This window comes from Pseudanabaena yagii GIHE-NHR1, assembly GCF_012863495.1.
GTDB classification, from domain to species: Bacteria; Cyanobacteriota; Cyanobacteriia; order Pseudanabaenales; family Pseudanabaenaceae; genus Pseudanabaena; species Pseudanabaena yagii.
Genome location: NZ_JAAVJL010000001.1, coordinates 1194853 through 1218756, shown reverse-complemented (window position 1 = coordinate 1218756; position 23904 = coordinate 1194853). Strand labels below are relative to the sequence as shown.

The following is a 23904-nucleotide window of genomic DNA, read 5'->3' as shown; positions in this document are numbered from 1 at the left end:
AAGCCTCGCAAAGCGAGGCTTTTTTATTAGGCGGATTCAGGTTTAGGCATTGATGCAGGATGTTGCAATATCTCGGCAGTTGATAAATTTTCGACCATGTCGCGAGTAATCAGACATTTGGTTACATCCTTACGCGATGGCAACTCGTACATCATGTCTAGCATCAACTGCTCGACAATACCGCGTAATGCTCTTGCCCCCGTTTTACGACGATAGGCTTCTTTGGCGATAGCCTGTACAGCATCGGGCTGAAACTCAAGCTGGACATTATCCATTTTTAAGAGTTTCTGGTACTGCTTAATCAGAGCACTACGAGGCTCAGTCAAGATTGCCATGAGGGCTTTTTCATCGAGAGGATCAAGCACAGCCGTTACAGGCACACGACCGATAAATTCAGGAATCATCCCAAACTTAACCAGATCATCGGGCTGCAAGTTTTTCAGAATCTCGGCAGTACGCTTTTCACGGGGAATCGATTCGCCCTGCTGCACAAACCCCATCGACTTTTTACCGATGCGTTGCTCGATCAGCTTTTCCATGCCCCCGAAGGCTCCACCGCAAATAAACAAAATATTTTTGGTATCAATTTGGATGCAGTCTTGATAAGGATGCTTACGTCCACCTTGGGGCGGCACATTAGCGATCGTCCCTTCTAGCATTTTCAGCAAGGCTTGTTGTACGCCTTCGCCTGACACATCACGGGTAATCGAAGTATTTTCACTCTTACGGGCAATTTTATCGATTTCATCAATATAAATAATGCCCCGCTGCGCCTCTTCGACATCGAGATCCGCAACTTGCAATAGCCGCAGTAAAATATTCTCCACATCTTCGCCGACATAGCCCGCCTCGGTGAGGGTGGTAGCATCAGCGACCGCAAAAGGCACATCTAGCATTTCGGCTAAGGTCTGCGCCAAAAGGGTCTTACCACAACCCGTAGGACCTATCAGCAAAATGTTTGACTTCTGAAGTTCAACCCCATCCTCAGACTGTCCCTTACTAGCTGACTCGATAAAGCTAAGGCGCTTGTAGTGGTTATATACAGCCACAGACAAAACCTTTTTAGCTTCGTCTTGCCCCACTACATTTTCATCGAGATAGCGTTTGATATCGCGAGGTTTGGGAATTTGGTTGAGATTGAGATTTGCCGCAGTTTTGGTTTTACGCTTTTCATTGGCAGGATCTTTACGCTGAGCAGCTTGGGGGGGAGCGCTATTAAATAGCTCCTCATCGAGGATTTCGTTACACAAATCCACACACTCATCACAAATGTATACCCCTGGTCCTGCAATTAGCTTGCGTACCTGCTCCTGCGATTTACCACAGAAGGAACATTTTAGATGAGAGTCATATTTACTGGGCATAAGCTATCTCGCTGTGGCTAGACTAGGGAGAGGACAGATGGCTGAGGGCCATTGGCATTGGTTAAAACGCGATCGATTAAACCATATTGCTGAGCTTCGGCAGGGGACATAAAGAAATCGCGCTCGGTATCTTGCTCGATCTGTTCAAGGGGCTTACCTGTATTTTCGGCTAACATCTCGTTCAGCGATCGCTTAATATACAAAATTTCTCTTGCTTGAATTTCGATATCCACTGCTTGACCTTGAGCGCCACCGAGGGGTTGGTGAATCATGATCCGTGCATTTGGTAGAGACATCCGCTTGCCCTTAGCACCAGCCGCAAGGAGGAATGCTCCCATGCTAGCAGCTAGACCCATACAAATGGTACAGACATCAGGACGGACATGGTTCATCGTGTCGAGGATCGCCATCCCTGAGTAGACAGAGCCACCGGGGGAGTTGATGTACAGATAAATGTCTTTTTCGGGATCTTCAGCTTCTAAGAATAAAAGCTGGGACATGATTAAATTGGCGCTGGTGTCATCGACTTGCGAACCCAAGAAAATAATCCGCTCTCGCAATAGGCGCGAGAAGATGTCAAATGCTCTCTCGCCTTTACCTGATTGCTCAACCACCATTGGTACAACCTGATTTTGGGTTGAAGCGATCGCGAATTGACTCGATGTTAATTGACTAGATAAAGGGAACATTCGTTTTGAATTCACCATAATTTTGACGCATTATCTCAGGCAATGCTTGAGTTTTACCATACCTATTTGAGAGCTATTATGACTCAAAAATCGTATTTGATGATGTTGTCATTCCTATTGTAATCTTTTCTGCAATCTGAATTTCTTAGCAAAGAGGGGGTGCGTTGCACCCCCTCTTTAGTTAACTAAGCTTCTTCAGATGTTGCATCAACCGTTACTACTCCATCAGCATCAATCTCTGGTTCAATGCTTTCGAGGGTTTCATCAGCTGGCGGCTTCAAAGAGCCTTGCTCAACTAGCTCGATCTCAGAATGTTCGATCAACCATGTGAGGGCATTTTCGGTCAAGATTTCTTCACGAATGACGGTTGCCAAGCGATCAGGATCGATATTTTGACCCTTGAGGGCTTCTAGCGCACCAGCAACTCTTTCGTTGAGGGTAGCTTCATCGGCAACAATTTTTTCTTGTTTGACGATTTCATCAAGGGCAACCTTACGTCTGAGGCGTTTCACAGCTTCTGGACGATTGAGGCGGCGCATTTCTTCGACCAACTCCTTGGTGAAGAGTTGCTTTGCCATCGCAGGATCAATGCGCTCTTGCAGATAGCTGGCTTGCTGTCTTACCAAGAAATCTAGTTCTTGCTGCACCAATGTCGCAGGTAAATCTACTTCGAGTTCAGCAGTGAGGGCTTCAAGGATAGCAGTTTCTTTGTTTGCCTTAGTCTTGGAATCAGCCTCATCAATAACGCGCTGTTCTAAAAGCTCACGCAATTCAGCGATCGTTTCCTTATCGCTGATGGATTTGGCAAACTCATCATCAAGGGCGGGTAATTCACGACCCTTAATTGACTTAACTGTAATTACATACTTAATTTCCTTACCGACATATTCTTCGGGGTAGTAGTCTTGGGGGAAAACTGACTCAACTTCCACCACATCGTCGATTTTTGCGCCAACCAATGCTTTGACAACTTCAGGGATAAATGCTTTTTCATCAACATCTACCTGAAAATCGTCTTCACCAGCATCAGGTAATTCTTCACCAGTTTCACGATCAAGTACTTTTAGATCAACTGTTGCGACATCATTTAATTCAATGGCGCGATCTTCGACGGGTACTAAGGTGGACTTACGCACTTGAAATTCATGTAAGGTGCGATCGACTTCCGTAAGATCGGGTTTGATTTCCTCAGCTTTAACGCTAAAACCTTGATACTTTGCAAGAGTAATTTCTGGCTCTACATCGATCGCTGCTTTAAAAGATAAATCTTGCCCAGGGATGAAGGTTTGGACAAGGGTTTCGAGATCAGTAATTAGCTGAAAGCCGCCTAGAGCTTTATCTTTTACTTCTTTATTTTCGGCGAGGGCTTCGTTTAAGGTTTTTTCTAGCAACTCTTCGAGAACATTTGCTTTGAGTCGCTGACTACCAACTTGTCTTAGTACAAGCTGTTGGGGTGCTTTGCCTTTGCGAAAACCGGGGACTTGGATCGTACGTGTCAAGTCTTTGACAACGCGATCGTATATTGCTTGAGACTTTGCCCCTTCTACTTGAATGTCAAAACCAATTTGACTAGCGGGAAGCTTCTCTAGAGTGACCTTCATTATTTAAATATGCCTAGATTAAGTATGCCTAGATTGAATATATCTAGAAATCAAAAAACATTTTTTGGTGTTTTGCCAACTTTTTAGCAAAACTGTCAGCAAGTGATAAGTTATGCCAAGTCTATAATATTACGATATCGACGCTCATATTTGTATAAAAAATAGATCGCCTAGATCGCCAAAAGATTACCAAAGCAGATGTAAAGGTGCTACAGCAAGCCACACCGAATTAGAGAAATTGCGGCTTCGCCACAATTTCTTTAATTCGATGCGTTTTGAGAGATGGTTGGCTTAGCCAACCATCTCTCAAAACGCAGAATCAAAAGCCTTGCTTAGCAAGGCTTTTGATTCTGCACTATTTACGGGGCATAAAAGTAGGACGATTATCGCTTGGTTTCTTGGATGTGACTGGCTGAGTGGCAGCAATCTGTTGGAGAGGGGTGGGAGATCCTGCCCCATCTAATAAAATTTGTAATTTTGGTCCCGTTGCTGCTAGTCGAATGGTGATCCCATCTTGTACTCGTTCTTTTTCGATGGGCTGATCGTTGATATATGTACCATTTGCACCAATATTGACGATTTCCCAATGTAGGGGATGACGGTGGATTTCGACATGGTAACGGGAAACAACTGAGCTATATAAAATAACGTCATTATCACCAGAGCGCCCAATCCGAATCACTGGCTCAGACTCAAATTTCCATGTTTGGATAGGAGTAGCCTCAATAGGATGCAGCAAGTTAAGCGTAATCACAGGCTTTCATGCAGAATTTTTACAGGGATAATCAAGATTTGACGACAAGTGCTCTACAGAATTTGCACTTTTGCAGTTTATTTCAAAAGTCTAACACTGACTTTCTCACAACTCGCTAAAATTTACGCATATCAGCAGCAAAAACCTGTGATGCATTTGCCGCCTGTGCCACAGGTTTTTGAGTTTTATATTTAATTGCGCTCAGCTATAGCAATCCTAAATGGTTTGTGGAAGTCCCCCTGCGGGGTGCGCTTCCACAAACCCAAAAATTTGCAAATGAAATAGGATTGCTATATGCAATGAGTTTTTAAGACATTCATGACAACTGTTACTATTGTTGGCTGCGGGGTAATCGGAGCATTAATTGCCTATGAACTAAGCAAGGATAGTCAGGCAAACGACCTTGATATAACTGTGATTGAGGCGAATAGTCAACCTGCTATGGGAGCAACAGGTGCTTCGTTAGGAGTTTTGATGGCGGCTTGTAGTGCTAAGGCAAAGGGGGACTTGGTCAAATTGCGTTTGGCTAGCTTAAGCAAGTACGATCGCTTAATTGCTGAGTTGACTGCTCAAACTAAACATGATCTTCTCTATAACCGTCATGGCATTTTGAGCTTGTATCGATCGCCCGACGCTGAGATGAAAGCGCGATCGCTGATCGAAATTCGCAAAGAACAGGGATTTGAGTTGCAATGGTTAGGAAAGTCTCAAATTGCTGAACAATTTCCCCAATGGCTCACAGATAGTGGTTTGCTCAGCCCTTGCGATCGCGCCCTGCATCCTCGCAAGTTTGCCCAAGCTCTGGTGGACGCGGCTACGCAAAATGGGGTGAAGTTTCATTGGAATACATCAGTTCAGAACTTAGAAGACCTATCTAGCGATCACCTTGTGATTACAGCAGGTCTTGGTTCTAATGCTCTCATTGCGCCATTGTTAAGAGAGCAGAAGCAAGATTTACTGCAACCAGTTGGTGGTCAAGCCCTGCGTGTAAAAGTCCCAAATCTCAATCTCAAAACGATTGTTCATGCTGAAAATGAGGATGGTTCAGATATTAATATTGTGCCTCTTGGAGATGATCAATATTGGCTTGGTGCAACCGTTGAGTTTGAGTACGAGCAATTACCGCGTGAGGAGAATATTGCCTTTTTGTTAGAACAGGCGATCGCATGGTGTCCTGCTTTTGCTAAGGCGGAAGTCCTAGAAACATGGGCAGGAGAACGACCTAGACCACAAGCGACAAGAGCACCCATTTTAGGATTTATCCCCAATCATCCCCAGATGTTGATCGCCACAGGGCATTACCGCAATGGGGTCATGATGGCTCCCGTCACTGCTCAAATTACCAAAGACTTACTATTAAATGGCAAAAGTGATTTACCTTGGCAACCTTTCTCACTGTAGCTGCTCTATCTGCCTGACCACAGTTAATGCTGAATAACTCACCCCTGCGGTTCCTTCTCCAGGATGAGTGGAATCACCGACTAGCCAAATGTTTTTGAGGGGAGTGCGATTAGCAAAACCGAAGGGTCCAAAGGTAGAAACACGCATTCCTACACCACCAACGATGCCGCGATCGCGTCCTGTATATCGCGCAAAGGTCTGGGGTGTAGCAGCTTCTACATGGATAATGGTTTGCTCATTGAGATGGAAGTAGGCACTCAACTGAGCGATCGCTCGTTCTGTAAATTTCTGTTTGAGAGTTAGGTAGTCATTATCTCCATACCAAATTGCTGCATCCGTAAATTCTGAAGCGATTATTGTTGCCTTGCCTTCAGGAGCACGTCCATCGCCTTCCTTGCTCACTGAGACAAATAGAGAATGGGGTTTATCAATAGGGGAACCTTCATATGCTTCCAAAAACTGCAAATGTGGTGGGCAGTCTTTGGGAATAGCGGCGCGATCTACTCCCAAATAAACGACAAAAGCAACGGAAGCAGGTTTGAGATGATTTACCCTCTGAGCATAACCCTTAGGAGTTGCATCGCCTAAAAGCTGCACAAAATTATTCACCGTCACATTTGCCACAACATGATCCGCCTCATCCCAAAAAGTTTCTGCTGTTTTGAGACTTTCCACCTTTACCTTTTTCCTTTTTCCTTTTTCCTTAATCTCGCTAACCCGATGCTGCATTAACACTTTTCCTCCATCTCGCTCAATACTTGCAACAAGGCGATCGCTCAATACCTGCATACTACCTTGGAGATGGAATAGCCCTAAAGGGGTTTGGGAAACTGCTAGTGCAGTTGCAGCATAGAGTAAAGCTGTTTCTTCAGCGTTGACCTGTGAATAGAGTTTTAACTGTAAATCGAGAAAGGTGCGTAATCTTTTGTCATTGGCTAATCCAAAACCACGTAAGGCATCACCCACTGTCGAAAAGGTATAGGGAACTGTTGCTAAGGTATCGATGCGTAAGGCTTTAATTAACTGCCATGCATCCCATAGATTGCGTGGTGGCAAAATCGGATCACGACTCTGGAATCGCCAACTACGCCAAAATAAGTCTTCGAGAAATTGCCAAAATGGTTCGCTATTGGGAAATTGTCTTTGACGCTCGTGTTTCCACTTTTGGCGATCGCGCCAGACATTAATCGGTTCGCTTTCATCGGGTAAAAATACGGCACAGGCTGGATCGCAATGGGTTGCTTCGGGAAGTTCAATTTCTAACTCACGAAAAATGCGATCGTGAATACCGCCAGATTCTAATCCTGCCACCTGTGTCGCGCCTACATCAAAGGTAAAGCCTCTTCGCTTAAATGTTGATGCACAACCACCTGCAACTAGAGCGAGATCGTAAACAATCACTTCGTAGCCCCGCTTCGCCAATAAAGCTGCTGCCGTTAAGCCACCGATTCCCGCCCCAACTACAATTATTTTCTGTTTGTTTTTACTGAGCACTTGAGATCGCTTAATTGATAAGTCCTCACCTAGTTTAAGCGATCGGCATATTGTCTATATCTATCTAAGTGGAGGGTTTCAAGAATTATTCATCAGCAAAAAAATCGGAATCAATTTTTTTAACTTCATACTGTGAAATGACTGATACGCCTAAATTATAATCAATCATATATTGCGTTAATTGTTCACCATCTAATAACACAATTTTAGTGTCTTTCATGTTGTTGGCATATTCTTGAGCTTCTCTTGAAAAACTAGAAGTCGTTATAAATACACCTTTTTTTGCACCCTGCCCCGCTAATGCGCCAACAAACTTTTGAATTTCAGGACGACCAACCGTTCCCTCCCATTTTTTAGCTTGGATATAAATTGCATCTAACCCAAGACGGTCTTCTTTAATAATTCCATCAATACCTTCATCACCACTTCTGCCAATAGCTTTTCCTGCATCTTGGATAGATCCACCATAACCCATTTTGACCAATAGTTTTACCACTAATCGTTCAAAAAAGTCAGGTGAACATTCTTTCACAAGAGTCAACAGATCTTGAGCTAAAGCTAACTTCAACTTCTGATAAGCGGAAGCTAAAGCCTCTTCTGGAGTGATTTGTTCAGTTAAATTGTCTTGCGGAGCTAAACTAGAATTCCCAGATGTATTAGCACCTGCAAATGCCACATATTCAGGAAACTGCTTAAGAAATTTGGCATTAATTTCTGTCGGATTATTTCTAAGGACTTCTTTGCCACGATCCGTAATTTGAAAGATTGCACGACGTGGAGATTCTAATAATCCTGCTTTGATCAAATGTGTTTTTGTCCAACCAACACGATTATCAAAGGTAGGTTGTTGCCCGCTAGGGAGTAACTCTTTCCTATCATCATCAGACAGCTTAAACAACTTTGCTAAATATTCCACACTATCTCTAAAAGAATGCTCTTTCCCATCGCTAGCCAGTTGCATTAATGGAAGCATAATTGATTGAAAATCTGGAATTGACATCTTAAACACATGAAATTCAAGCAATATATTTAGGATATACCACTGATAGAATAATAGACTCAATTTAGCTACTAAAATCATGAAGACTATTAAAAAATGGTAAGGCAAAGTAAATTTGGGGCAACAAACTATTAAATCAAAAAATATTCTGCTTTGCTAAGTTAGCTTAAAGATTATTAGGAATGAGCAGAAGTTACAATTTAGACAATGATAGTATTGTTTAATTTTATTATATGAACTTAAATTCTTAGGAGTAAAAATGTCAACAATATCCCTAAACGAAGCTCAAGTTAAACTTCAAGATCTGATTAATGAGGTTTCACAATCTCATGAGCCTATAATGATTTCAGGATCAACCTCTAATGCGTTCTTAGTATCTGAAGAAGATTGGAAGGGAATTCAAGAAACAATCTATTTACTTTCAATTCCTGAGGTAGGCACTTCAATTTTACAAGGTTTAGCAACTCCCATTAGTGAATGTAGCGAGACACTAGAATGGTGAAGTGGAAATTGGTATACACAAAGCAAGCTCAAAAGGATGCTAAGAAAATTGCTGCAACTAATCTCAAAGATAAGGTTACTGAACTTTTAGCCATAATTCAGGTAAATCCATTCCAAAATCCGCCACCCTATGAAAAGTTAGTTGGTGATTTAGCTGGTGCATATTCCCGCAGAATCAATATCCAGCATCGACTTGTTTATCAGGTGATCGAATCAGAGCAAACCATTAAAATAATCAGGATGTGGACACATTACGAGTAAGCGCGATCGCTATAATAGTTAAGCAAGATTGTAGTTAAAAGCATTACAATTTAACGCACTAGATATATTTGCCAAAAAGCATCTCAAAAGCACCCGTTATGACTGCAACCGCCACCAAGACAACAACCAAAACACAATACGAAGCTGTCATTGGACTAGAAACTCACTGTCAGTTGACCACGAACTCCAAGATATTTTGTAACTGTTCAACCCAGTTTGGCGCAACCCCAAATACTAATGTTTGCCCTGTTTGTCTCGGAATGCCGGGGGTGTTGCCCGTACTTAACGAAAAAGTTTTGGAATACGCAGTCAAGGCTGGACTAGCACTAAATTGTCAAATTGCCCCCCATAGCAAATTCGATCGCAAACAATATTTTTATCCTGACCTTCCCAAAAACTATCAAGTCTCTCAATACGACTTACCGATCGCAGAACATGGCTGGCTGGAAATCCAATTAGAAGATGGCAGCACGAAGCGTATTGGCATTACCCGCCTACACATGGAAGAGGATGCAGGCAAGTTAGTCCATGCAGGTAGCGATCGCCTCTCAGGTTCTAGTCACTCCCTCGTAGATTTCAATCGTACAGGTGTACCTTTGTGCGAAATCGTCTCGGAACCAGATATGAGATCGGGAGCAGAAGCGGCTGCCTATGCTCAAGAACTGCGACGGATTATGCGCTACCTTGGTGTTTGCGATGGCAATATGCAAGAAGGTTCGCTACGTTGTGACGTAAATATCTCTGTGCGTCCTATCGGACAAGAGAAGTTCGGCACGAAGGTAGAAATCAAAAATATGAACTCCTTTAATGCCATTCAAAGAGCGATCGATTTTGAAATTAATCGTCAAATAGAAGCTCTTGAGTCTGGTAGTGAAACCATCAAACAAGAAACTCGCCTTTGGGAAGAAAATAGTCAACGCACAATCAGTATGCGTTCTAAGGAAGGAGCTAGTGACTATCGCTATTTCCCTGAGCCTGACTTGATGGCGATCGAAATTCCCTTAACGACTTTGGAGAAATATCGTTCCGAACTTCCCACGCTTCCTGTGGCAAATCGTCATCGCTATCGCGATGAGTTTGGACTGACTCCCTACGATGCCGCTCTGATTGCCGACGATCGCAGTATTGCTGAATTCTTTGATGCAACAATTTTGACTGGTGCAGAACCTAAGCAAGTGTTTAACTGGGTGATGGGCGACATTACCGCCTATCTCAATGAGAATAAGCTCAAGATTGGTGACATCGCGCTTACTCCTGCGATTTTAGGCGAAATGATTGCTTTAATTGCCGATGGTACGATCAGCAGTAAAATTGCGAAGGACATCTTGCCTGAATTAATCGTCAAGGGTGGATCAGTCAAAGAACTTGTTGCATCTAAAGGTTTAACAGTTCTTGCGGGTGCGGAACTAGAGAAAATCATTGATGAGATTATTGCTGCGAATCCGAAGGAAGTGGAGCAATATAAAGCTGGTAAAACCAAGCTCTTAGGCTTCTTTGTCGGTCAAACCATGAAGAAAACCCAAGGACGCGCCGAACCTCAATCTACTAATAAATTGATTGCCGATAAATTGGCAGGATAAAGAAAGGCGGCGCAATGCGCCGCCTTTCTTTATTAAATTCCTATTTTTGTACAAGGAATCTGAAGTGGCAAAAGATATTTACCATAATGCTGTAAGAACAGCTTTAGAAAAGGATGGATGGTTGATAACTAATGATCCTTTGACCTTAAAAATAGGTCGTCGCAAAGCTCTAGTAGATTTAGGCGCGGAAAAACTATTGGCAGCAGAAAGGGAAGGTCAAAAAATTGCTGTAGAAATTAAGAGTTTTCTTAACCCATCACCGCTTCATGATTTAGAACAGGCTGTAGGACAATTTGTACTATACTCCAAGGTTTTAGCACAACAGGAGCCTGACAGGATACTATATTTAGCAATAACACGCCTAGTTTTTAGTGAGATTTTCTCAGAAGAAATTGGTCAACTTATGCTCAGCGAGACTGACTTGAGACTAATCATATTTGATCCCAATAAGGAGGAAATAGTCCAATGGAAACTCTAACTGAATATCAAAGTTTGTTACGAAAAATACTTGAGAAGTATACTCAGATACCCTACAGATATGGTGACATTACTACCACATTAATTATTAGTGAAGACCATAACCACTTTTTGTTAATGGATCAGGGCTGGGAAAAAGGATTACGGGTGCATGGTTGTTTATTTCATGGTCAGATTATTAACGATAAAATCTGGATTCATTATGATGGAATAGAAGATAGCGTAACTGAAGATTTGGTTGCTGCTGGTGTTCCTAAAGAGAGGATTGTTTTAGGATTTTATCCACCTGATGTAAGAGTACATACAGGTTATGCTGTTGTTTAGAAAAGATAACTAATTGTATAGCAGTGTAAGAGATAGATAGGACAAATCAAAACCCAAATAAGTGAAGGCGGCACGAAGTGCCGCCTTCACTTAGGTGTTGAGCTTAAAGTTCTGTAGATTCTTGGTTTAGTTAAGTAATTTCTACTAGAGGTTAAAGAAACTACTAATTGAATTCAAATATAAAGGCTCATTGGTGGCGGCATTATTGTTATGTCCGCCATTGGGAATGAAAACAATTTGTTTTTTGGTTGGTGTTGCATCGTATAAGCGCTGACTCATCATGGGGGGAATCAACTCATCGGCAGTACCATGAATATAGAGGACAGGTATAGCTAGCGATCGCACCTTAGCGATCGAATCAAAACGCTGATGAATTAATAGATCAATGGGGAAAATGCGATATTTGGGATCGAGTTGCGCCATGTCGCTCATCGAGGTAAATGAAGCATCTACAATCATGCCCAAGGCATCAGGATGTTTCAGCGCAAGATCGATCGCGATCGCACCACCTAGGGAATGCCCATAAATCATGATTTGATTTGGTTTGTAACCCTTTTCGATTAGATAGTCCCATGCTGTTTGGGCATCGGCATAAACTGAGGACTCAGTGGGGAAATCACCCTCACTTCTGCCATAGCCACGATAATCAATTACTAAGACCGAAAATCCCATTCGCATGAGGCGATTTGCGTGCTTGGCATTAGCACTAATATTTTTACCCTTACCATGCAGATACAAGATCACTTTGCGATCGCTAAGATTACTACTCTGAACCTGTTTGGCATTGGGTAGCCACCAGCCATGAATATTTTCACTTGTGCCATCGGTCTTTTTGACAGGAATTAAGACATCCTCATATTTCGCATTAAACTTGGCTGGCGTGGTCGTCAGTTCTTTTTCAGGAGAAAATACCAGTCTTGTTTGTCCAAACCATAGCCCTGCACAAACTGAACCATAAAAACTAGCGATCGCGATGCCTGTGATCGCGACGGGACGCAACCAATTTTTAGGCGATCGGGTTTGAGTTTGCTGATTTTGTGCTGATTCTAAAGATGATTCAGTCATGGGATTAATTTGCTGGATTTACCTATGAAACCGATGTTAAGGGTACTGTACCTATGGTACTGAATAGAGAGAGATGATGGGCGACGCTTCGCTTCGCCCATCATCTCTTAACTAGGTCAAGCATTGCTATAGTCTCAAAGATCAGGTTTGACTAAAAATATTGCATATTTGCACTATTGCTGTAATATAGTAAAGCACTTAACTGAAAAGCTAAATTGCAGTTGCGGTCATGGTGGAATGGTAGACACGCCATCTTGAGGTGGTGGTGGCGAAAGCTGTGAGAGTTCGAGTCTCTCTGACCGCATAATAAAAATCATAAAAAAAGAGCGCTCAGCGCTCTTTTTTTATTGCTCGTATAGTAGCCTTAAATTTTAGTTTATTCAATCCTTAACCTCATGTCCCGCCAAGTCAACTGTCAAGAAGAATGTACTAATGGCTGTATCCTCGGAGATCAATGCCCAAATTTAGAGTACTTAGCCAAAGCACGTAAGCTTTTACAAGAAACCTCCATTGATAAGTTGATCGAAATTTCCGATTCGCGATTTTTACCACCAGATGCCCCTGCTGCTAAATAAATCAATCCACGAAAGTGATGTCACACTTTCGTGGATTAAAAATCAAACCCAGCAAGGGTTTCTAAAACTAAAAATGGCTACGCCATTTTTAGTTTTGGTATAAGAAAAGCCACACAAAGCGCGACTTTTCTTATTTGAGCTTTTCCTTGGCTTGTTTCCAGAGATTGTCTAACTCCTCGGTAGTAAAGCTATCTATGGGGCGATCGCTTAAAGTCTCAATCGTTTCTAGACGCTGAATAAACTTACGATTTGTGGATTGCAACGCCTCCGAGGGATCAAGGTCATACCAACGTGCCACATTAATCAGCGTAAATAATAAATCACCTAACTCCGCCTGTTGATTTTCCTTTGATTCATGTTCTAGGGCATGGCGCAACTCATCTAACTCCTCATGAAACTTTGCCCAAACTCCATCGGCATTGTCCCACTCAAAGCCATTAGCAGCAGCTTTCTGGGAGATTTTCATACCAGCCGTTAATGGTGGTAGCGATCGCGCATAGCGTTTGAGTTTGTAACTCAGCTTTTGGGTTGCTGCCAAATCTTCACCCTTTTCCTCAGCCTTGATCTTTTCCCAATTTTGATAAATTTCCTCCATATTTTCGGCTTTCACATCACCAAAGACATGGGGGTGGCGACGAATTAGCTTTTGGGCAATCCCCTCGGCAACTTCGGCGATGCTAAAGTCCTGCGATTCACTGGCGATTTGTGACTGCAATACCACCTGTAGCAATAAGTCACCTAACTCCTCCGCGATCGCCTTTTTATCGCCGCCCTGAATCGCATCGACGACCTCATAGGCTTCCTCGATGATATAGGGGATCAAGCTTTCAGGAGTTTGCTCCAAATCCCAAGGACATCCGCCATCAGGCGATCGCAACTTTGCCACCACATCGATCAAATGTTGCAGTGCAACCAAGTTAGCCGAAGAATCAAAACTCATAGGATTTGTAAGATTTGTTTAATGTTAAGAAAAGTAACAAAATGCTATATTGTTTAGTATAAAAATAAATGCCTTTACGAAAATATATATAGCGCTGATAATGCTGCTAGACACTTACCTACATGAGTAATACCGCCAGCCCAGATCCTGAAATGCTCAGACAACTTCTAGAACCTTTGCTAGAAGACTTTACCTATTGGTTTGATCGTGCTCAGAAACTGCTTGCTAATGAACGCATCACTTTCTTAACTGAGGTAGAACAGCAAAACTTGTTGGCACAAGTTGAAAATGCTCTTAAAGAGGTTAGTGCCGCAACCTCTCTGTTTCGAGCTACAGGACATCAGATTGGGGTAGATATGGCAGCAATGAAACCTTGGCATAAACTACTTATGGAGTGTCAGAGCGTAGGGATGCGTTACTATCGTAATCAGTCAAATTAAAATTTTTACTCCTGATCTGCTAGCCTCACGCGGCGATCGCTTATAAAAAACTTTGTTATCACAACCTTGAGAACGTAGATTTTAGACATTCTTAGATCCGCGTTTGATATCTGCCCAATCTTCAAATCTAGACCCACTCACTCATTTTATATACTTTTTTAGGAAAGCAGACATGGTACAAATCATCTACATACTCGCTTTTACTATCCTCTCCATTTTTGCGATCAGCAATCTCATCCGTAGCATGATATCGCTTTCTCAAAATGATGCTCGTAGCTATCAAGACAATCGCCGCCGTGTATCTCCCCAATTTGCTCATCCTGAATTATGGGACAAAGATGGTAAGTATATCGATGAGCCATTAATGGTAATTAAATCAATTAATGTTGATGATGCGCGTTCTCGACTTGATGCTCTCTACAATTCTTCTCCTAATGGCGAAAAATCATAGATTTATCAAAAAATTTATCAAAATTAAGCCTCATTGTATGAGGCTTAATTTTTCTTGTGTATGGTATTGAGGCGTAAATGACCCATAGTTTATTAGTTTGTACTACCTGTGCGAGTACTTGGCAAAACGGCAAAAAGGTAGGTGTGAGTGGTGGCGAAATGCTACTCAAGGAAATTTCTCAGTTACATCAAGATTGGGATCGGCGATCGCAATTTGCCATCCGTCCTGTGTCCTGTATGAGTGCTTGTAGTCATGCCTGTGTGGTTACTTTTGCCTCTGAGGGTAAGTACTCCTATTTATTCGGTGATTTACCCATCGATAATGACAATATTCTCAATACTGCCTCAGCGATTTTGTCCTGTGCAGAGATATATAGCGATCGCGCTGATGGGATGCTGGCATGGAAAGAGCGTCCTGAACCTCTTAAAAGTGGTGTAATTGCTCGTATTCCACCGCTACAAGATAGTTAAGAATTAAGTGGGAGTTCTACTAAAAAAGCCTTAAAATCAGGGAGTATAACGAGATTCTGATAATGTAGACACATTAATCTATATATTCAAAGACACAAAAATTCCCCTTTATAACCACCCATGCAAGGCACGCTCAGAGAAATTGACGTATACACTATTATTCACCTGATTGAGCTTGGGCAGCGAACTGGCGAGTTATTGATTGAGTCAACCGCAGGGAAGTTTTGGTTTTTATTTTTTAGTCGTGGTGAGTTGATCTATGCAACTGATACTAATAGTAATCTGACTAGACTGCGAGATTACTTACATGGTCTAGGTTTAGAACACGCGATTGATCGATTAGCCACCTCCAAGCTAGGGATTAATGTCTTGGAATATGGACAAATTTGGTCACTGCTAGAATCCAACATTCTCAATCCTGCTCAGGCGAAGTCAATTATTGAAAGTACAATGCGTGAGGTACTTTTTGAGATTCTGAGTCTTTACCAAGGCACATTTGTTTTTGAAATTAGCCCTGCCCTGACACCAAGATTAACCCACCTCAAATTTTCTCAAATCAGTGCTGAATTTTCGCGACAGTTACAGACATGGCAGCAGTTTTATCCATTTATCCAGTCGGTTAATCAATGTCCCGTAATGCTATCCAATGATGCGTTGCCACACTTAAGTACTTGGATTGATGGCAAAACTACTATTCGCCAGTTATCCCGATATTCAGGATTAGATATATGCAAAGTTGGTCAGGCGATTTATGAGGCGATCGCTACTGGAGAGGTTACAGTTCCACCTTTAATGCTTAACGTCTTACCACAAGCTAAGGTGGAATCGCCACGGATTTTATGCGTTGACGATAGCATGACGATTTGTCGTGCTGTGGAATATATTTTGCATAATCATGGTTATCAGGTTACGGCAGTTTCTAGTCCTATTAAGGCTTTAAGTGTGATCTTTCAATATAAGCCTGATCTAGTTTTGTGTGATATCACTATGCCAGAGATAGATGGCTATGAGCTATGTGGAATGCTACGCCGCTCCAGTGCTTTTGCCAAGATTCCAATTATCATGCTAACGGGGAAAGATGGCTTTATCGATCGCGTTAAAGCGCGGATGGTTGGCGCGACAGAATACCTTACTAAACCCTTTGGGGAAAAGGAGTTATTAACAACCATCGAGAAACATAGCAAACGCTAAACATAATTTTTGCTAGAGTTATTGCTTTGTCAAAGGTGGAGCAATAACTCTTTTTGGTTAAGCTCGTAATTTTTACAAGACGAGAATTAAAAGCCTTGCTAAGCAAAGCTTTTAATTCTCGTCTTGATAGAGAATTTGCTACGCAAACCATCTATCAAGACAATTTTAAGCGTGTTATGTACAATGCTTGAAAAGTGTTATATAGCAATCCTCAATGGTTTGTAGAAGCGTACCCCAAAGGGAGTGTGCTTCCACAAAACCAAAAATCCACAAATTATTTAGAACTGTTATACACAAACATTAAGTTATATTAAGTCAGATTTAAGATTAACTTAACGATTTACATGCGTTTCAAGTATATTTACTTCTAAAAAATCGATTCTTAACCTTGATATAAACGCAACTTTAACTTGATCTCCTAGGCTTAAACCAAGTTGTGAGGGTTTACTTTGGAAGTTATTTTAGAGTTGATTAAAGCAATTACAGCAACGATGCTGTTACTTCTGTTAGGCGACTTTTTTTCAACATTTTTCTATCATGTACCTGAGCATGTATTTGGCAAGTTTCACAGCATTGTGCATCATGGTAAAAATCGTAGCTTTCTCCATTATGCTGTTTTAACCAGAAATCCTCTCGTGTTACTAGATGGTATTTTAGGTGCTGTTCCCTATTTCATATTTACACCTTGGCTATGGCAATTGTCGCCAGTAGGAACGGTTATTGGACTTTTACTAGGTGAGTTTCATGTAGTATGGCGACATGTTTCTATTCTGGAATGGAAAACACCTGAACCTATTAAAGCTTTTTGTGATTTCTTCTTTATCACTACTCCAGAAAGACATTGGCTCCACCACCAAAATGCTTTTGCAGCTTTCGGAGATATTTTCTCATTCTATGAGTACCCTGCGGAAAAGTGGTTGTTATTCTTACGCTTTGTCCGTCGCAAGTTTAAGCAATTAAACCAAGAGGTTTCACTGAACTAATTCACCAATATAATTAACTGGTTGTTATTAAGTGTAAAACCAAGAAACTGTTGCATACTCAAATTCTATGCAACAGTTTTATAATAATTTTTATTTAATTTCTTCCCCTTATAGCTCAATATACTAAATATTTCTATGGTAGTTTTAGTTGTTGAGCAGGAGTGAAAAATTGGCGTGTAACTAGAGTCGTTAATATTAAGGCTGTGATGAGATTAGCTGTAGTAATAGCGAATAAAATTACTAGCTGGTAGCGCACTGCTAATAATGGTGATGTACCACTTAAAATTTGTCCTGTCATCATTCCAGGTAAAGATACAACGCCAGCTACCATCATCACGTTAATCGTGGGAATCATGGCGGCTCTAATGGCATCGGTTTGATAGTTAGAAATTGCCTGTTGTGGGGTTGCACCTAAACATAAATGGGTTTCGATTTCCCGCGATCGCTTGACTAAATCCTGTGTAAATCTCTCGGCAGCGATCGCTGCACCATTCATCGAATTACCTAAGATCATGCCTGCGAGGGGAATTAGATATTGCGGTGAATACCAAGTATCGGGCTGAATCACTAAGAAAGTGGTGTAGGCAAGAATCGCGAGAGTACCAACAATTACCGATATCCACATAATCGGCAGAACGTAAGGTACTTTTTCACGCACACGGTTTTTGGCTTCACGGGCTGCCATTAGGCTCATTAAGAAAATGATGAAGAGAATGACGACGGGCTGCTTGATCTCAAATACGGCATCTAGCAAAAATCCCACCACAATCAATTGAATGATGCTGCGAAAAGTGGCGATGATTAAATTCTTAGCGATGTCTAATTTTTGCCAAACCGAGAAACTAGTAGCGATCGCAATCATACCGATCGCGATCGCCATTTTCGGAATATTCAGATCAATGACAGTGGTCATGAGTAATTCACCGTAGAAGATTGCAGCACTTCTATTATCCACAGATATCCCTAGAAATAAGAAGCCTCGCTTAGCGAGGCTTCTTATTTCTAGGATTGCAATGCTGCTAAGGTTTGGGAACCGAGGACTCCATCTACAGGCAAGCCATAAAAGGCTTGGGCTTTTTTGATCGCAGCCGTAGTTCGGGAACCTTGAATACCATCGATCGCACCATCATAAAAACCTAAATTGCTTAGGAGAGTTTGACCTTGCTTAATGGAATTATCGGAAACATTACTACTAGGCTGGGTTTCCGCAATCTTGACTTGGGGGACATTAGTATCTGCTTCTAACGCCGCAATGGTGATAGGTCCTGCAACACCATCAGGGATTAAGCCATAGGTTTTCTGGGCAAGAATAATCGCTTCTTGGGTCATGGGACCTTTAATGCCATCAATCGCACCACCATAAAAACCGCGATCACTCAGCAATTGCTGTACATTTTTCACCGCATCTGATGATTTGTGTTCATCTGGTGTTTTGTAATCAGCAGGAAGTGACTGGACAGAACCAGATTCGTAAGTGTCCGATTGCAAGGCGGCAAGAGTACCAGAGCCAACAACGCCATCAGCTTCAATCTTATAAAATGTTTGGGCAGCGACGATTGCCTCTCTGGTCGCAGGTCCCATAACTCCATCAATTGCTCCAGGGTTAAATCCTCGTCTTGCCAATAGTTGTTGAATACTGGCAATTTCTGGCGTATAGGCAAAGGCAGCAATTGGCATAGTGTTAAGAGCGATCGCGCCTGCTGCCAGTCCAACACATACAACGGACTTAGCATGATGGGATGATTTAGCGATCGAGTCTAGTAATTGACAATCTAAGGTTTGATCAATAGATTCGCCTTGCTGTAGGCGTTCAGAAATCATTTCACTGTGGAGATAAGCAACAAGTTCCATACAATTCAGCCTCAATAAAAAACGCCACTAGGCTAATCAATTGGCTCTTTTGTGTTCGTAAAAACATGATTTCGCTAGTTTTTGTAATTTCTCCCAGTTTAGAGTTCCACAATTTAATAGAGAACCAGATTTTTGATGACTTGGCTTCGCTAAGTCATCAAAAATCGATTTCTTATCTTATGGTGAAGCACTAAAGCAAGATTCAAATTACGTTCTTAAAAGAGCCTATGTATTTATTGTATGGAAAAAAGCTAGTAAATGTCAGAAATTGCTTGTTTTTGTAATGTTTAAAAACTGAGGTCAAGTGCTTTTGTACCTAACCTTTAATTAAGGATTTTGGCGATCGCTTCGGCTAAACCGTCTAGGGTATATTCCACAGCCTCACAATCAACTCGCCCCAATAACTCATCACAGGTTTTAGAGGTCTGAGGACCAATAGAAGCAATTTTTGCTGAGGCAATCCAAGTCTGCCAAGTTTCTCTAGCTGTTACACGATCCAGTAATTGACAAAAATACCTCACAGTCTTGGAGCTAGCAAAGGTAATTACATCAAGTTTTTGGCTTTGAATAGCTGCTAAGGCGACAGGATCGATCGCTTCAGGACAGCCCGACTCATAGGCAGGAATCGACTCGATAATTGCCCCATGTTGTTGCAACTGCTCCACTAAAACCTCACGCCCACCCGATTGCACTCGCGGGAATAACAACTTTTTGTCAGTTAAAACATGATTGCCTGTCAAAAAGGCATCAATCAAGGAATCGGCAATAAAATCTACTGGTACTAAATCGGGCGTAATTCCATAATTTGCCAACACTTCGGCGGTCTTGCGCCCCACTACGGCAACTTTCAGGGAATGCAAGGCACGGCTATCTTTGCCAGACTGTTGCAAGCGTCCGAAAAAACTCTCAACAGCATTTGCTGAGGTCAAAATCAACCAATCATAATTTGCAAGATCGGCGATCGCTTGATCCAACATTTCCCAACTGCTTGGAGGCACGATCGCTAAAGTTGGCATCTCAATAACTTCAAAACCTTGATTGGTGAGTAAATCTGTAAATTGGCTAGCCTGTGTCGCTGCCCTTGTCACTAAAATCCGTTTGCCCTGCAATGGTAATTTTTCCTTTTCTAGATCAACACTGGCTTCGACATCGCTCAGCCAACGTTGGCTAAGCGATGTCGAAGCCAACGTACTTTTTATAGGACTTGATGCCAAGTCTTGGAGAACACAATTTTCTAATAATTTCCTGTCAGGACGGGACAATTGCTCATGAAACTTTACGACTTCCCCAATAATAATCACCGATGGCGATAGAGATCCTTCAGGTAATTTTGACTGGATATCTGTCAAAGTACCTGTCCATACCTGCTGCTCAGGTCTCCCACACCAACGCACGATCGCAATTTTTGTATCCCCAGATTTTCCCTCTTGCAATTTTGCCAACAATCCCGCCAGATTATTTGTCCCCATCAAAATTACCAATGTCGGAATTTGAGCGATCGCATCCCAAGGCAGCCGCTCCAAATCATGTCCCGTCATCACCGCAAAACAAGAACTCGCCTCCACTTCTGTAAGTGGTATCCCAGCCAACATGGGAGCCGCGATCGCACTAGAAATCCCTGCGACTACTTCCCAATCACAATTAGCGGCTTGCAATGCTGATATCTCAGGTAGCGATCGACCAAATATCCAAGGATCGCCACTCTTGAGCCGCACTACTTGCTTACCCTGCAAGCAATATTCCACCAGCATTTGATTGATTTCTGCTTGCTTAATACTTTCCTGTCCACCCCGTTTACCCGCAATGATGCAATTACATTGTGGCGGCGCAAGGTCTAATAAAGTGCGATCGACTAGCGCATCACTAATAATCACTTCAGCAGTACATATCAAATCCCTAGCGCGAACTGTCAAAAACTCTACGCCCCCAATCCCTGCACCAACAATAAAAACTTTACCTTTCATTTTTCGGCTATTATGTTTTAAGACTGTATATGCTTTCAATACTAGTTAATACTAATCAATATTTGTACACACCTAAAAATCATTGTTTAGTTTGATTTATATTCATATCAAATCTATATTCTAAATCTAATATAATAGCCTATTAAATCTAGTTAATTTACTATTTGTAACAAGGGATAGTTACCATGAGTACAATCAAAAATCAATCACAAAAAAATGTTGATAATTATAAGCAAAATCAAATTTTTGAGGATGATGTTTTAGATGTTGAGATAGAAGAAGAACAGGAAATTATTGAGCCATTTGATCCTACTAAGATTAAAATTGATACAAGACAAATAACGATAGATTTAGTCCTCAACAGAATTAAATTTGGTGAAATTGAACTATCTCCAGATTTTCAACGTAATTCTACTATTTGGAATCCTGTCGCTAAAAGTCGATTGATTGAGTCCATGCTTATACGCATTCCATTACCAGCTTTTTATATTGATGCAACTGATGAGGATAAATGGAAAGTTATAGATGGACAGCAACGATTAACCGCTATTAAACATTTTGTGTTAGGTAAGGATGAAGAAAAAAATGATGATAAAGATATATTCCGATTGTCAAAATTAGAGTTTCTCACACAGCTTAACGGGAAATCTTATGAAGAGATACCAAGAAATTATCAGAGAAGAATCAACGAAACCCAAATCACCATTCACTTAATTGAAAAGGGGACATCAGAGGAATTTAAATTTAATATATTTAAACGTATTAATACTGGTGGTTTACCCTTGTCACCTCAAGAAATTCGTCATGCTATCAATCAAGGCAAAGCAACAAAATTTCTTGAAAAACTTGCTAAGACTGAAGAATTTAAAAATGCTACAGGAAATTCTGTCCGAGATGAGCGTATGGCAGATCGTGAGACAGTCCTACGTTTTTTGGCATTTAAGATCACTCATTTTTTAGAATATGATGCAGTTGATTTAGACACATTTCTGAATAATGCTATGAAAATAATGAATGATATGTCAGATGAACATCTTGACAATTTAGAATATGATTTTTTCAAGGCTATGTCTGCTGCGATAGATATCTTTGGCAATGAGGCATTTCGTAAACGGGCTGATAAAAATGCTAGGAAAATGCCTTTCAATAAAGCTTTATTTGAGGCTTGGTCTGTAAATCTAAGTTGTTTAAATTACGATCAAATAGAATTATTAAAAATGAGAAAAGATTCTCTTATAGAGTTATTTATTGAAATCAATGCAGATCGTCGATTTATTGATTCTATCTCTGAAGGAACTGGTTCTATTGGCAGGGTTAAATATCGTTTTAGCACAGTCAAATGGTTGATTGATAAAATTTTAAATATAAATATCAAGTAAAATAAGAACTTAATATAATAAAAAAGAAAATTGAACATGATTGAAACAATAGGATTAACAAATTTTAAATGTTTTGAAAAACAAACTCTAAAATTAGGTAATATAACACTTCTAACTGGTCTTAATAGTTCTGGAAAATCCACATTTATTCAATCACTTTTATTGTTGCGACAATCATATTATCAAGGACTTCTTCCTGATTCTGGCTTAGCACTTAATGGTGATTTAGTTACTATTGGCACTGCACAGGATGCACTATTTGAAGGGGCAGCAGAAGATCAAATTGGCTTTAAGGTTAGTTGGAAAGATGGCAAAGAAGGTGTATGGCTATTTAATTACAATAGAGTGGCTGATGTTTTGAAATTAAATTCAAAACCTATTTATCCTAAAATTTATAATACAAGCCTCTTTAATAACTCTTTTCAATACCTTACCGCAGAACGAATTGGTCCTCGTCCATTTTTTGAAACATCAGAATTTCAAGTGCGGCAACTTAGACAAATTGGCACTAGAGGAGAATATGCAGCACATTTTTTGTCAGTTTATAGAGATGAGAATATCCCCAACGTTGCCCTTAGTCACCCAAAAGCTGAATCCGATAGCTTAATTGAACAGGTCAGGGCTTGGATGGGAGAAGTTAGTCCGGGAACAAAGATTGAGAGAAAGTTAAGTCCTGATATGGGTTTAGTCAGTTTGCAATATTCCTATGGACTGAGCAATCCCTATCGAGCAACTAATGTCGGATTTGGGATTACCTGTACATTACCAATCCTTATCGCTATATTATCCGCACCAGCAGGTACACTCCTCCTTCTCGAAAATCCAGAGGCGCATCTTCATCCTCAAGGACAAGCAATGATGGGGAATTTATTGGCTATTGCAGCTAATTGTGGTGTGCAAGTTGTCCTAGAAACCCATAGCGATCATGTGCTAAATGGTGTTCGGCTTGCAGTACATGGAGGCAAAATCAAACCAGAAGACGTTTGCTTACATTTCTTTCAACGCATTGAACAAAATGATCAAGCATCTACTCAAGTATCATCACCTCGCATTGATCGAAACGGTCGAATTGATCAGTGGCCAGATGGCTTTTTTGATGAATGGGACAAAAGCTTAGATGCTTTGTTGGAGCCTGCTCAGGGGTGAAAT

The 23904-nt window shown here is 41.2% G+C and carries 25 protein-coding genes and 1 tRNA gene; 15 read left to right on the top strand and 11 right to left on the bottom strand.

Going from position 1 to position 23904, the window contains the following annotated elements; translation table 11 throughout:
- Positions 1-26 precede the first annotated feature (26 nt).
- The 4 genes from clpX to HC246_RS05820 all read right to left on the bottom strand — a co-directional run bounded on the left by clpX (position 27) and on the right by HC246_RS05820 (position 4408).
- Positions 27-1364, bottom strand: coding sequence for an ATP-dependent protease ATP-binding subunit ClpX (clpX, locus tag HC246_RS05835; RefSeq protein WP_126385534.1), 1338 nt, complete (start codon positions 1362-1364; stop codon positions 27-29).
- 17 nt (positions 1365-1381) lie between these two features.
- Positions 1382-2071 (bottom strand): ATP-dependent Clp endopeptidase proteolytic subunit ClpP, encoded by a 690-nt coding sequence (gene clpP, locus HC246_RS05830; protein WP_225902917.1) that lies wholly within the window; start codon positions 2069-2071, stop codon positions 1382-1384.
- 167 nt (positions 2072-2238) lie between these two features.
- Positions 2239-3654 (bottom strand): trigger factor, encoded by a 1416-nt coding sequence (gene tig, locus HC246_RS05825; RefSeq protein WP_169362567.1) that lies wholly within the window; start codon positions 3652-3654, stop codon positions 2239-2241.
- A 355-nt stretch (positions 3655-4009) separates the two neighbouring features.
- Positions 4010-4408: an FHA domain-containing protein gene (locus HC246_RS05820; RefSeq protein WP_169362566.1), complete on the bottom strand. Its 399-nt coding sequence runs from the start codon at positions 4406-4408 to the stop codon at positions 4010-4012.
- Positions 4409-4726: 318 nt separating this feature from the next.
- On the opposite strand from HC246_RS05820, the gene HC246_RS05815 reads away from it, so the two are divergent.
- Positions 4727-5809, top strand: a complete 1083-nt coding sequence (locus HC246_RS05815) for an NAD(P)/FAD-dependent oxidoreductase (protein ID WP_169362565.1) — start codon at positions 4727-4729, stop codon at positions 5807-5809.
- On the opposite strand, the gene crtD is transcribed toward HC246_RS05815, so the two are convergent.
- Together crtD and HC246_RS05805 are read right to left on the bottom strand one after the other, a co-directional pair.
- Entirely contained in the window at positions 5801-7303 is a 1503-nt protein-coding gene (gene crtD, locus HC246_RS05810) for a C-3',4' desaturase CrtD (protein WP_169362564.1), read from the bottom strand. The two genes, HC246_RS05815 and crtD, sit on opposite strands and share 9 nt — an antisense overlap.
- Positions 7304-7388: 85 nt before the next feature.
- Positions 7389-8303: a restriction endonuclease gene (locus HC246_RS05805; protein WP_169364492.1), complete on the bottom strand. Its 915-nt coding sequence runs from the start codon at positions 8301-8303 to the stop codon at positions 7389-7391.
- 259 nt (positions 8304-8562) lie between these two features.
- On the opposite strand from HC246_RS05805, the gene HC246_RS05800 reads away from it, so the two are divergent.
- The 5 genes from HC246_RS05800 (at position 8563) to HC246_RS05780 (ending at position 11446) form a co-directional block, all read left to right on the top strand.
- Positions 8563-8805: a type II toxin-antitoxin system Phd/YefM family antitoxin gene (locus HC246_RS05800; RefSeq protein ID WP_169362563.1), complete on the top strand. Its 243-nt coding sequence runs from the start codon at positions 8563-8565 to the stop codon at positions 8803-8805.
- Positions 8802-9065, top strand: a complete 264-nt coding sequence (locus HC246_RS05795; protein WP_169364491.1) for a Txe/YoeB family addiction module toxin — start codon at positions 8802-8804, stop codon at positions 9063-9065. Before HC246_RS05800 ends, HC246_RS05795 begins: the two co-directional genes overlap by 4 nt.
- A gap of 98 nt (positions 9066-9163) precedes the next feature.
- Entirely contained in the window at positions 9164-10645 is a 1482-nt protein-coding gene (gene gatB, locus HC246_RS05790) for an Asp-tRNA(Asn)/Glu-tRNA(Gln) amidotransferase subunit GatB (protein ID WP_169362562.1), read from the top strand.
- Between the two features lie 64 nt (positions 10646-10709).
- Positions 10710-11123 carry an element excision factor XisH family protein gene (locus HC246_RS05785; protein WP_169362561.1) on the top strand — a complete coding sequence of 138 codons (414 nt, stop codon included), beginning with the start codon at positions 10710-10712 and terminating at the stop codon, positions 11121-11123.
- Entirely contained in the window at positions 11111-11446 is a 336-nt protein-coding gene (locus HC246_RS05780; protein ID WP_169362560.1) for a XisI protein, read from the top strand. Before HC246_RS05785 ends, HC246_RS05780 begins: the two co-directional genes overlap by 13 nt.
- Before the next feature lie 144 nt (positions 11447-11590).
- On the opposite strand, the gene HC246_RS05775 is transcribed toward HC246_RS05780, so the two are convergent.
- Complete coding sequence (locus HC246_RS05775; RefSeq protein ID WP_169362559.1) at positions 11591-12511, bottom strand: alpha/beta hydrolase; 921 nt, start codon at positions 12509-12511, stop codon at positions 11591-11593.
- Positions 12512-12734: 223 nt separating this feature from the next.
- Between HC246_RS05775 and HC246_RS05770 the strand changes: the two genes are divergently transcribed.
- Together HC246_RS05770 and HC246_RS05765 are read left to right on the top strand one after the other, a co-directional pair.
- Positions 12735-12815, top strand: a tRNA-Leu gene (locus HC246_RS05770).
- A 91-nt stretch (positions 12816-12906) separates the two neighbouring features.
- Positions 12907-13086: a hypothetical protein gene (locus tag HC246_RS05765; RefSeq protein ID WP_169362558.1), complete on the top strand. Its 180-nt coding sequence runs from the start codon at positions 12907-12909 to the stop codon at positions 13084-13086.
- Positions 13087-13216: 130 nt separating this feature from the next.
- Here HC246_RS05765 and mazG read toward each other — a convergent pair whose 3' ends face one another.
- On the bottom strand, positions 13217-14026 hold the full coding sequence (gene mazG / locus HC246_RS05760; protein WP_169362557.1) for a nucleoside triphosphate pyrophosphohydrolase: 810 nt from the start codon (positions 14024-14026) through the stop codon (positions 13217-13219).
- Between the two features lie 122 nt (positions 14027-14148).
- Between mazG and HC246_RS05755 the strand changes: the two genes are divergently transcribed.
- From HC246_RS05755 to HC246_RS05735, 5 genes are all read left to right on the top strand, one after another.
- Positions 14149-14466 carry a DUF2605 domain-containing protein gene (locus HC246_RS05755; RefSeq protein WP_169362556.1) on the top strand — a complete coding sequence of 106 codons (318 nt, stop codon included), beginning with the start codon at positions 14149-14151 and terminating at the stop codon, positions 14464-14466.
- A gap of 172 nt (positions 14467-14638) precedes the next feature.
- Positions 14639-14917, top strand: a complete 279-nt coding sequence (locus HC246_RS05750; protein WP_169362555.1) for a DUF2973 domain-containing protein — start codon at positions 14639-14641, stop codon at positions 14915-14917.
- A 77-nt stretch (positions 14918-14994) separates the two neighbouring features.
- On the top strand, positions 14995-15387 hold the full coding sequence (locus tag HC246_RS05745) for a DUF1636 domain-containing protein (protein ID WP_169362554.1): 393 nt from the start codon (positions 14995-14997) through the stop codon (positions 15385-15387).
- A 120-nt stretch (positions 15388-15507) separates the two neighbouring features.
- Positions 15508-16578 carry a response regulator gene (locus HC246_RS05740; RefSeq protein ID WP_169362553.1) on the top strand — a complete coding sequence of 357 codons (1071 nt, stop codon included), beginning with the start codon at positions 15508-15510 and terminating at the stop codon, positions 16576-16578.
- Positions 16579-17027: 449 nt separating this feature from the next.
- On the top strand, positions 17028-17561 hold the full coding sequence (locus HC246_RS05735; RefSeq protein ID WP_263972443.1) for a sterol desaturase: 534 nt from the start codon (positions 17028-17030) through the stop codon (positions 17559-17561).
- Positions 17562-17694: 133 nt separating this feature from the next.
- Here the strand turns inward: HC246_RS05735 and HC246_RS05730 are convergent, their stop codons facing one another.
- The 3 genes from HC246_RS05730 to cobA form a co-directional block, all read right to left on the bottom strand.
- On the bottom strand, positions 17695-18516 hold the full coding sequence (locus HC246_RS05730) for an ABC transporter permease (protein WP_318655907.1): 822 nt from the start codon (positions 18514-18516) through the stop codon (positions 17695-17697).
- Between the two features lie 47 nt (positions 18517-18563).
- Positions 18564-19412 carry a peptidoglycan-binding domain-containing protein gene (locus HC246_RS05725; protein WP_169362552.1) on the bottom strand — a complete coding sequence of 283 codons (849 nt, stop codon included), beginning with the start codon at positions 19410-19412 and terminating at the stop codon, positions 18564-18566.
- Positions 19413-19735: 323 nt separating this feature from the next.
- Entirely contained in the window at positions 19736-21376 is a 1641-nt protein-coding gene (gene cobA, locus HC246_RS05720; protein ID WP_169362551.1) for a uroporphyrinogen-III C-methyltransferase, read from the bottom strand.
- Between the two features lie 185 nt (positions 21377-21561).
- On the opposite strand from cobA, the gene HC246_RS05715 reads away from it, so the two are divergent.
- Together HC246_RS05715 and HC246_RS05710 are read left to right on the top strand one after the other, a co-directional pair.
- A complete protein-coding gene (locus tag HC246_RS05715; protein WP_169362550.1) occupies positions 21562-22755 on the top strand; it encodes a DUF262 domain-containing protein in 1194 nt (397 codons plus the stop codon).
- Between the two features lie 36 nt (positions 22756-22791).
- A complete protein-coding gene (locus HC246_RS05710) occupies positions 22792-23901 on the top strand; it encodes an AAA family ATPase (RefSeq protein ID WP_169362549.1) in 1110 nt (369 codons plus the stop codon).
- Positions 23902-23904: the final 3 nt, after the last annotated feature.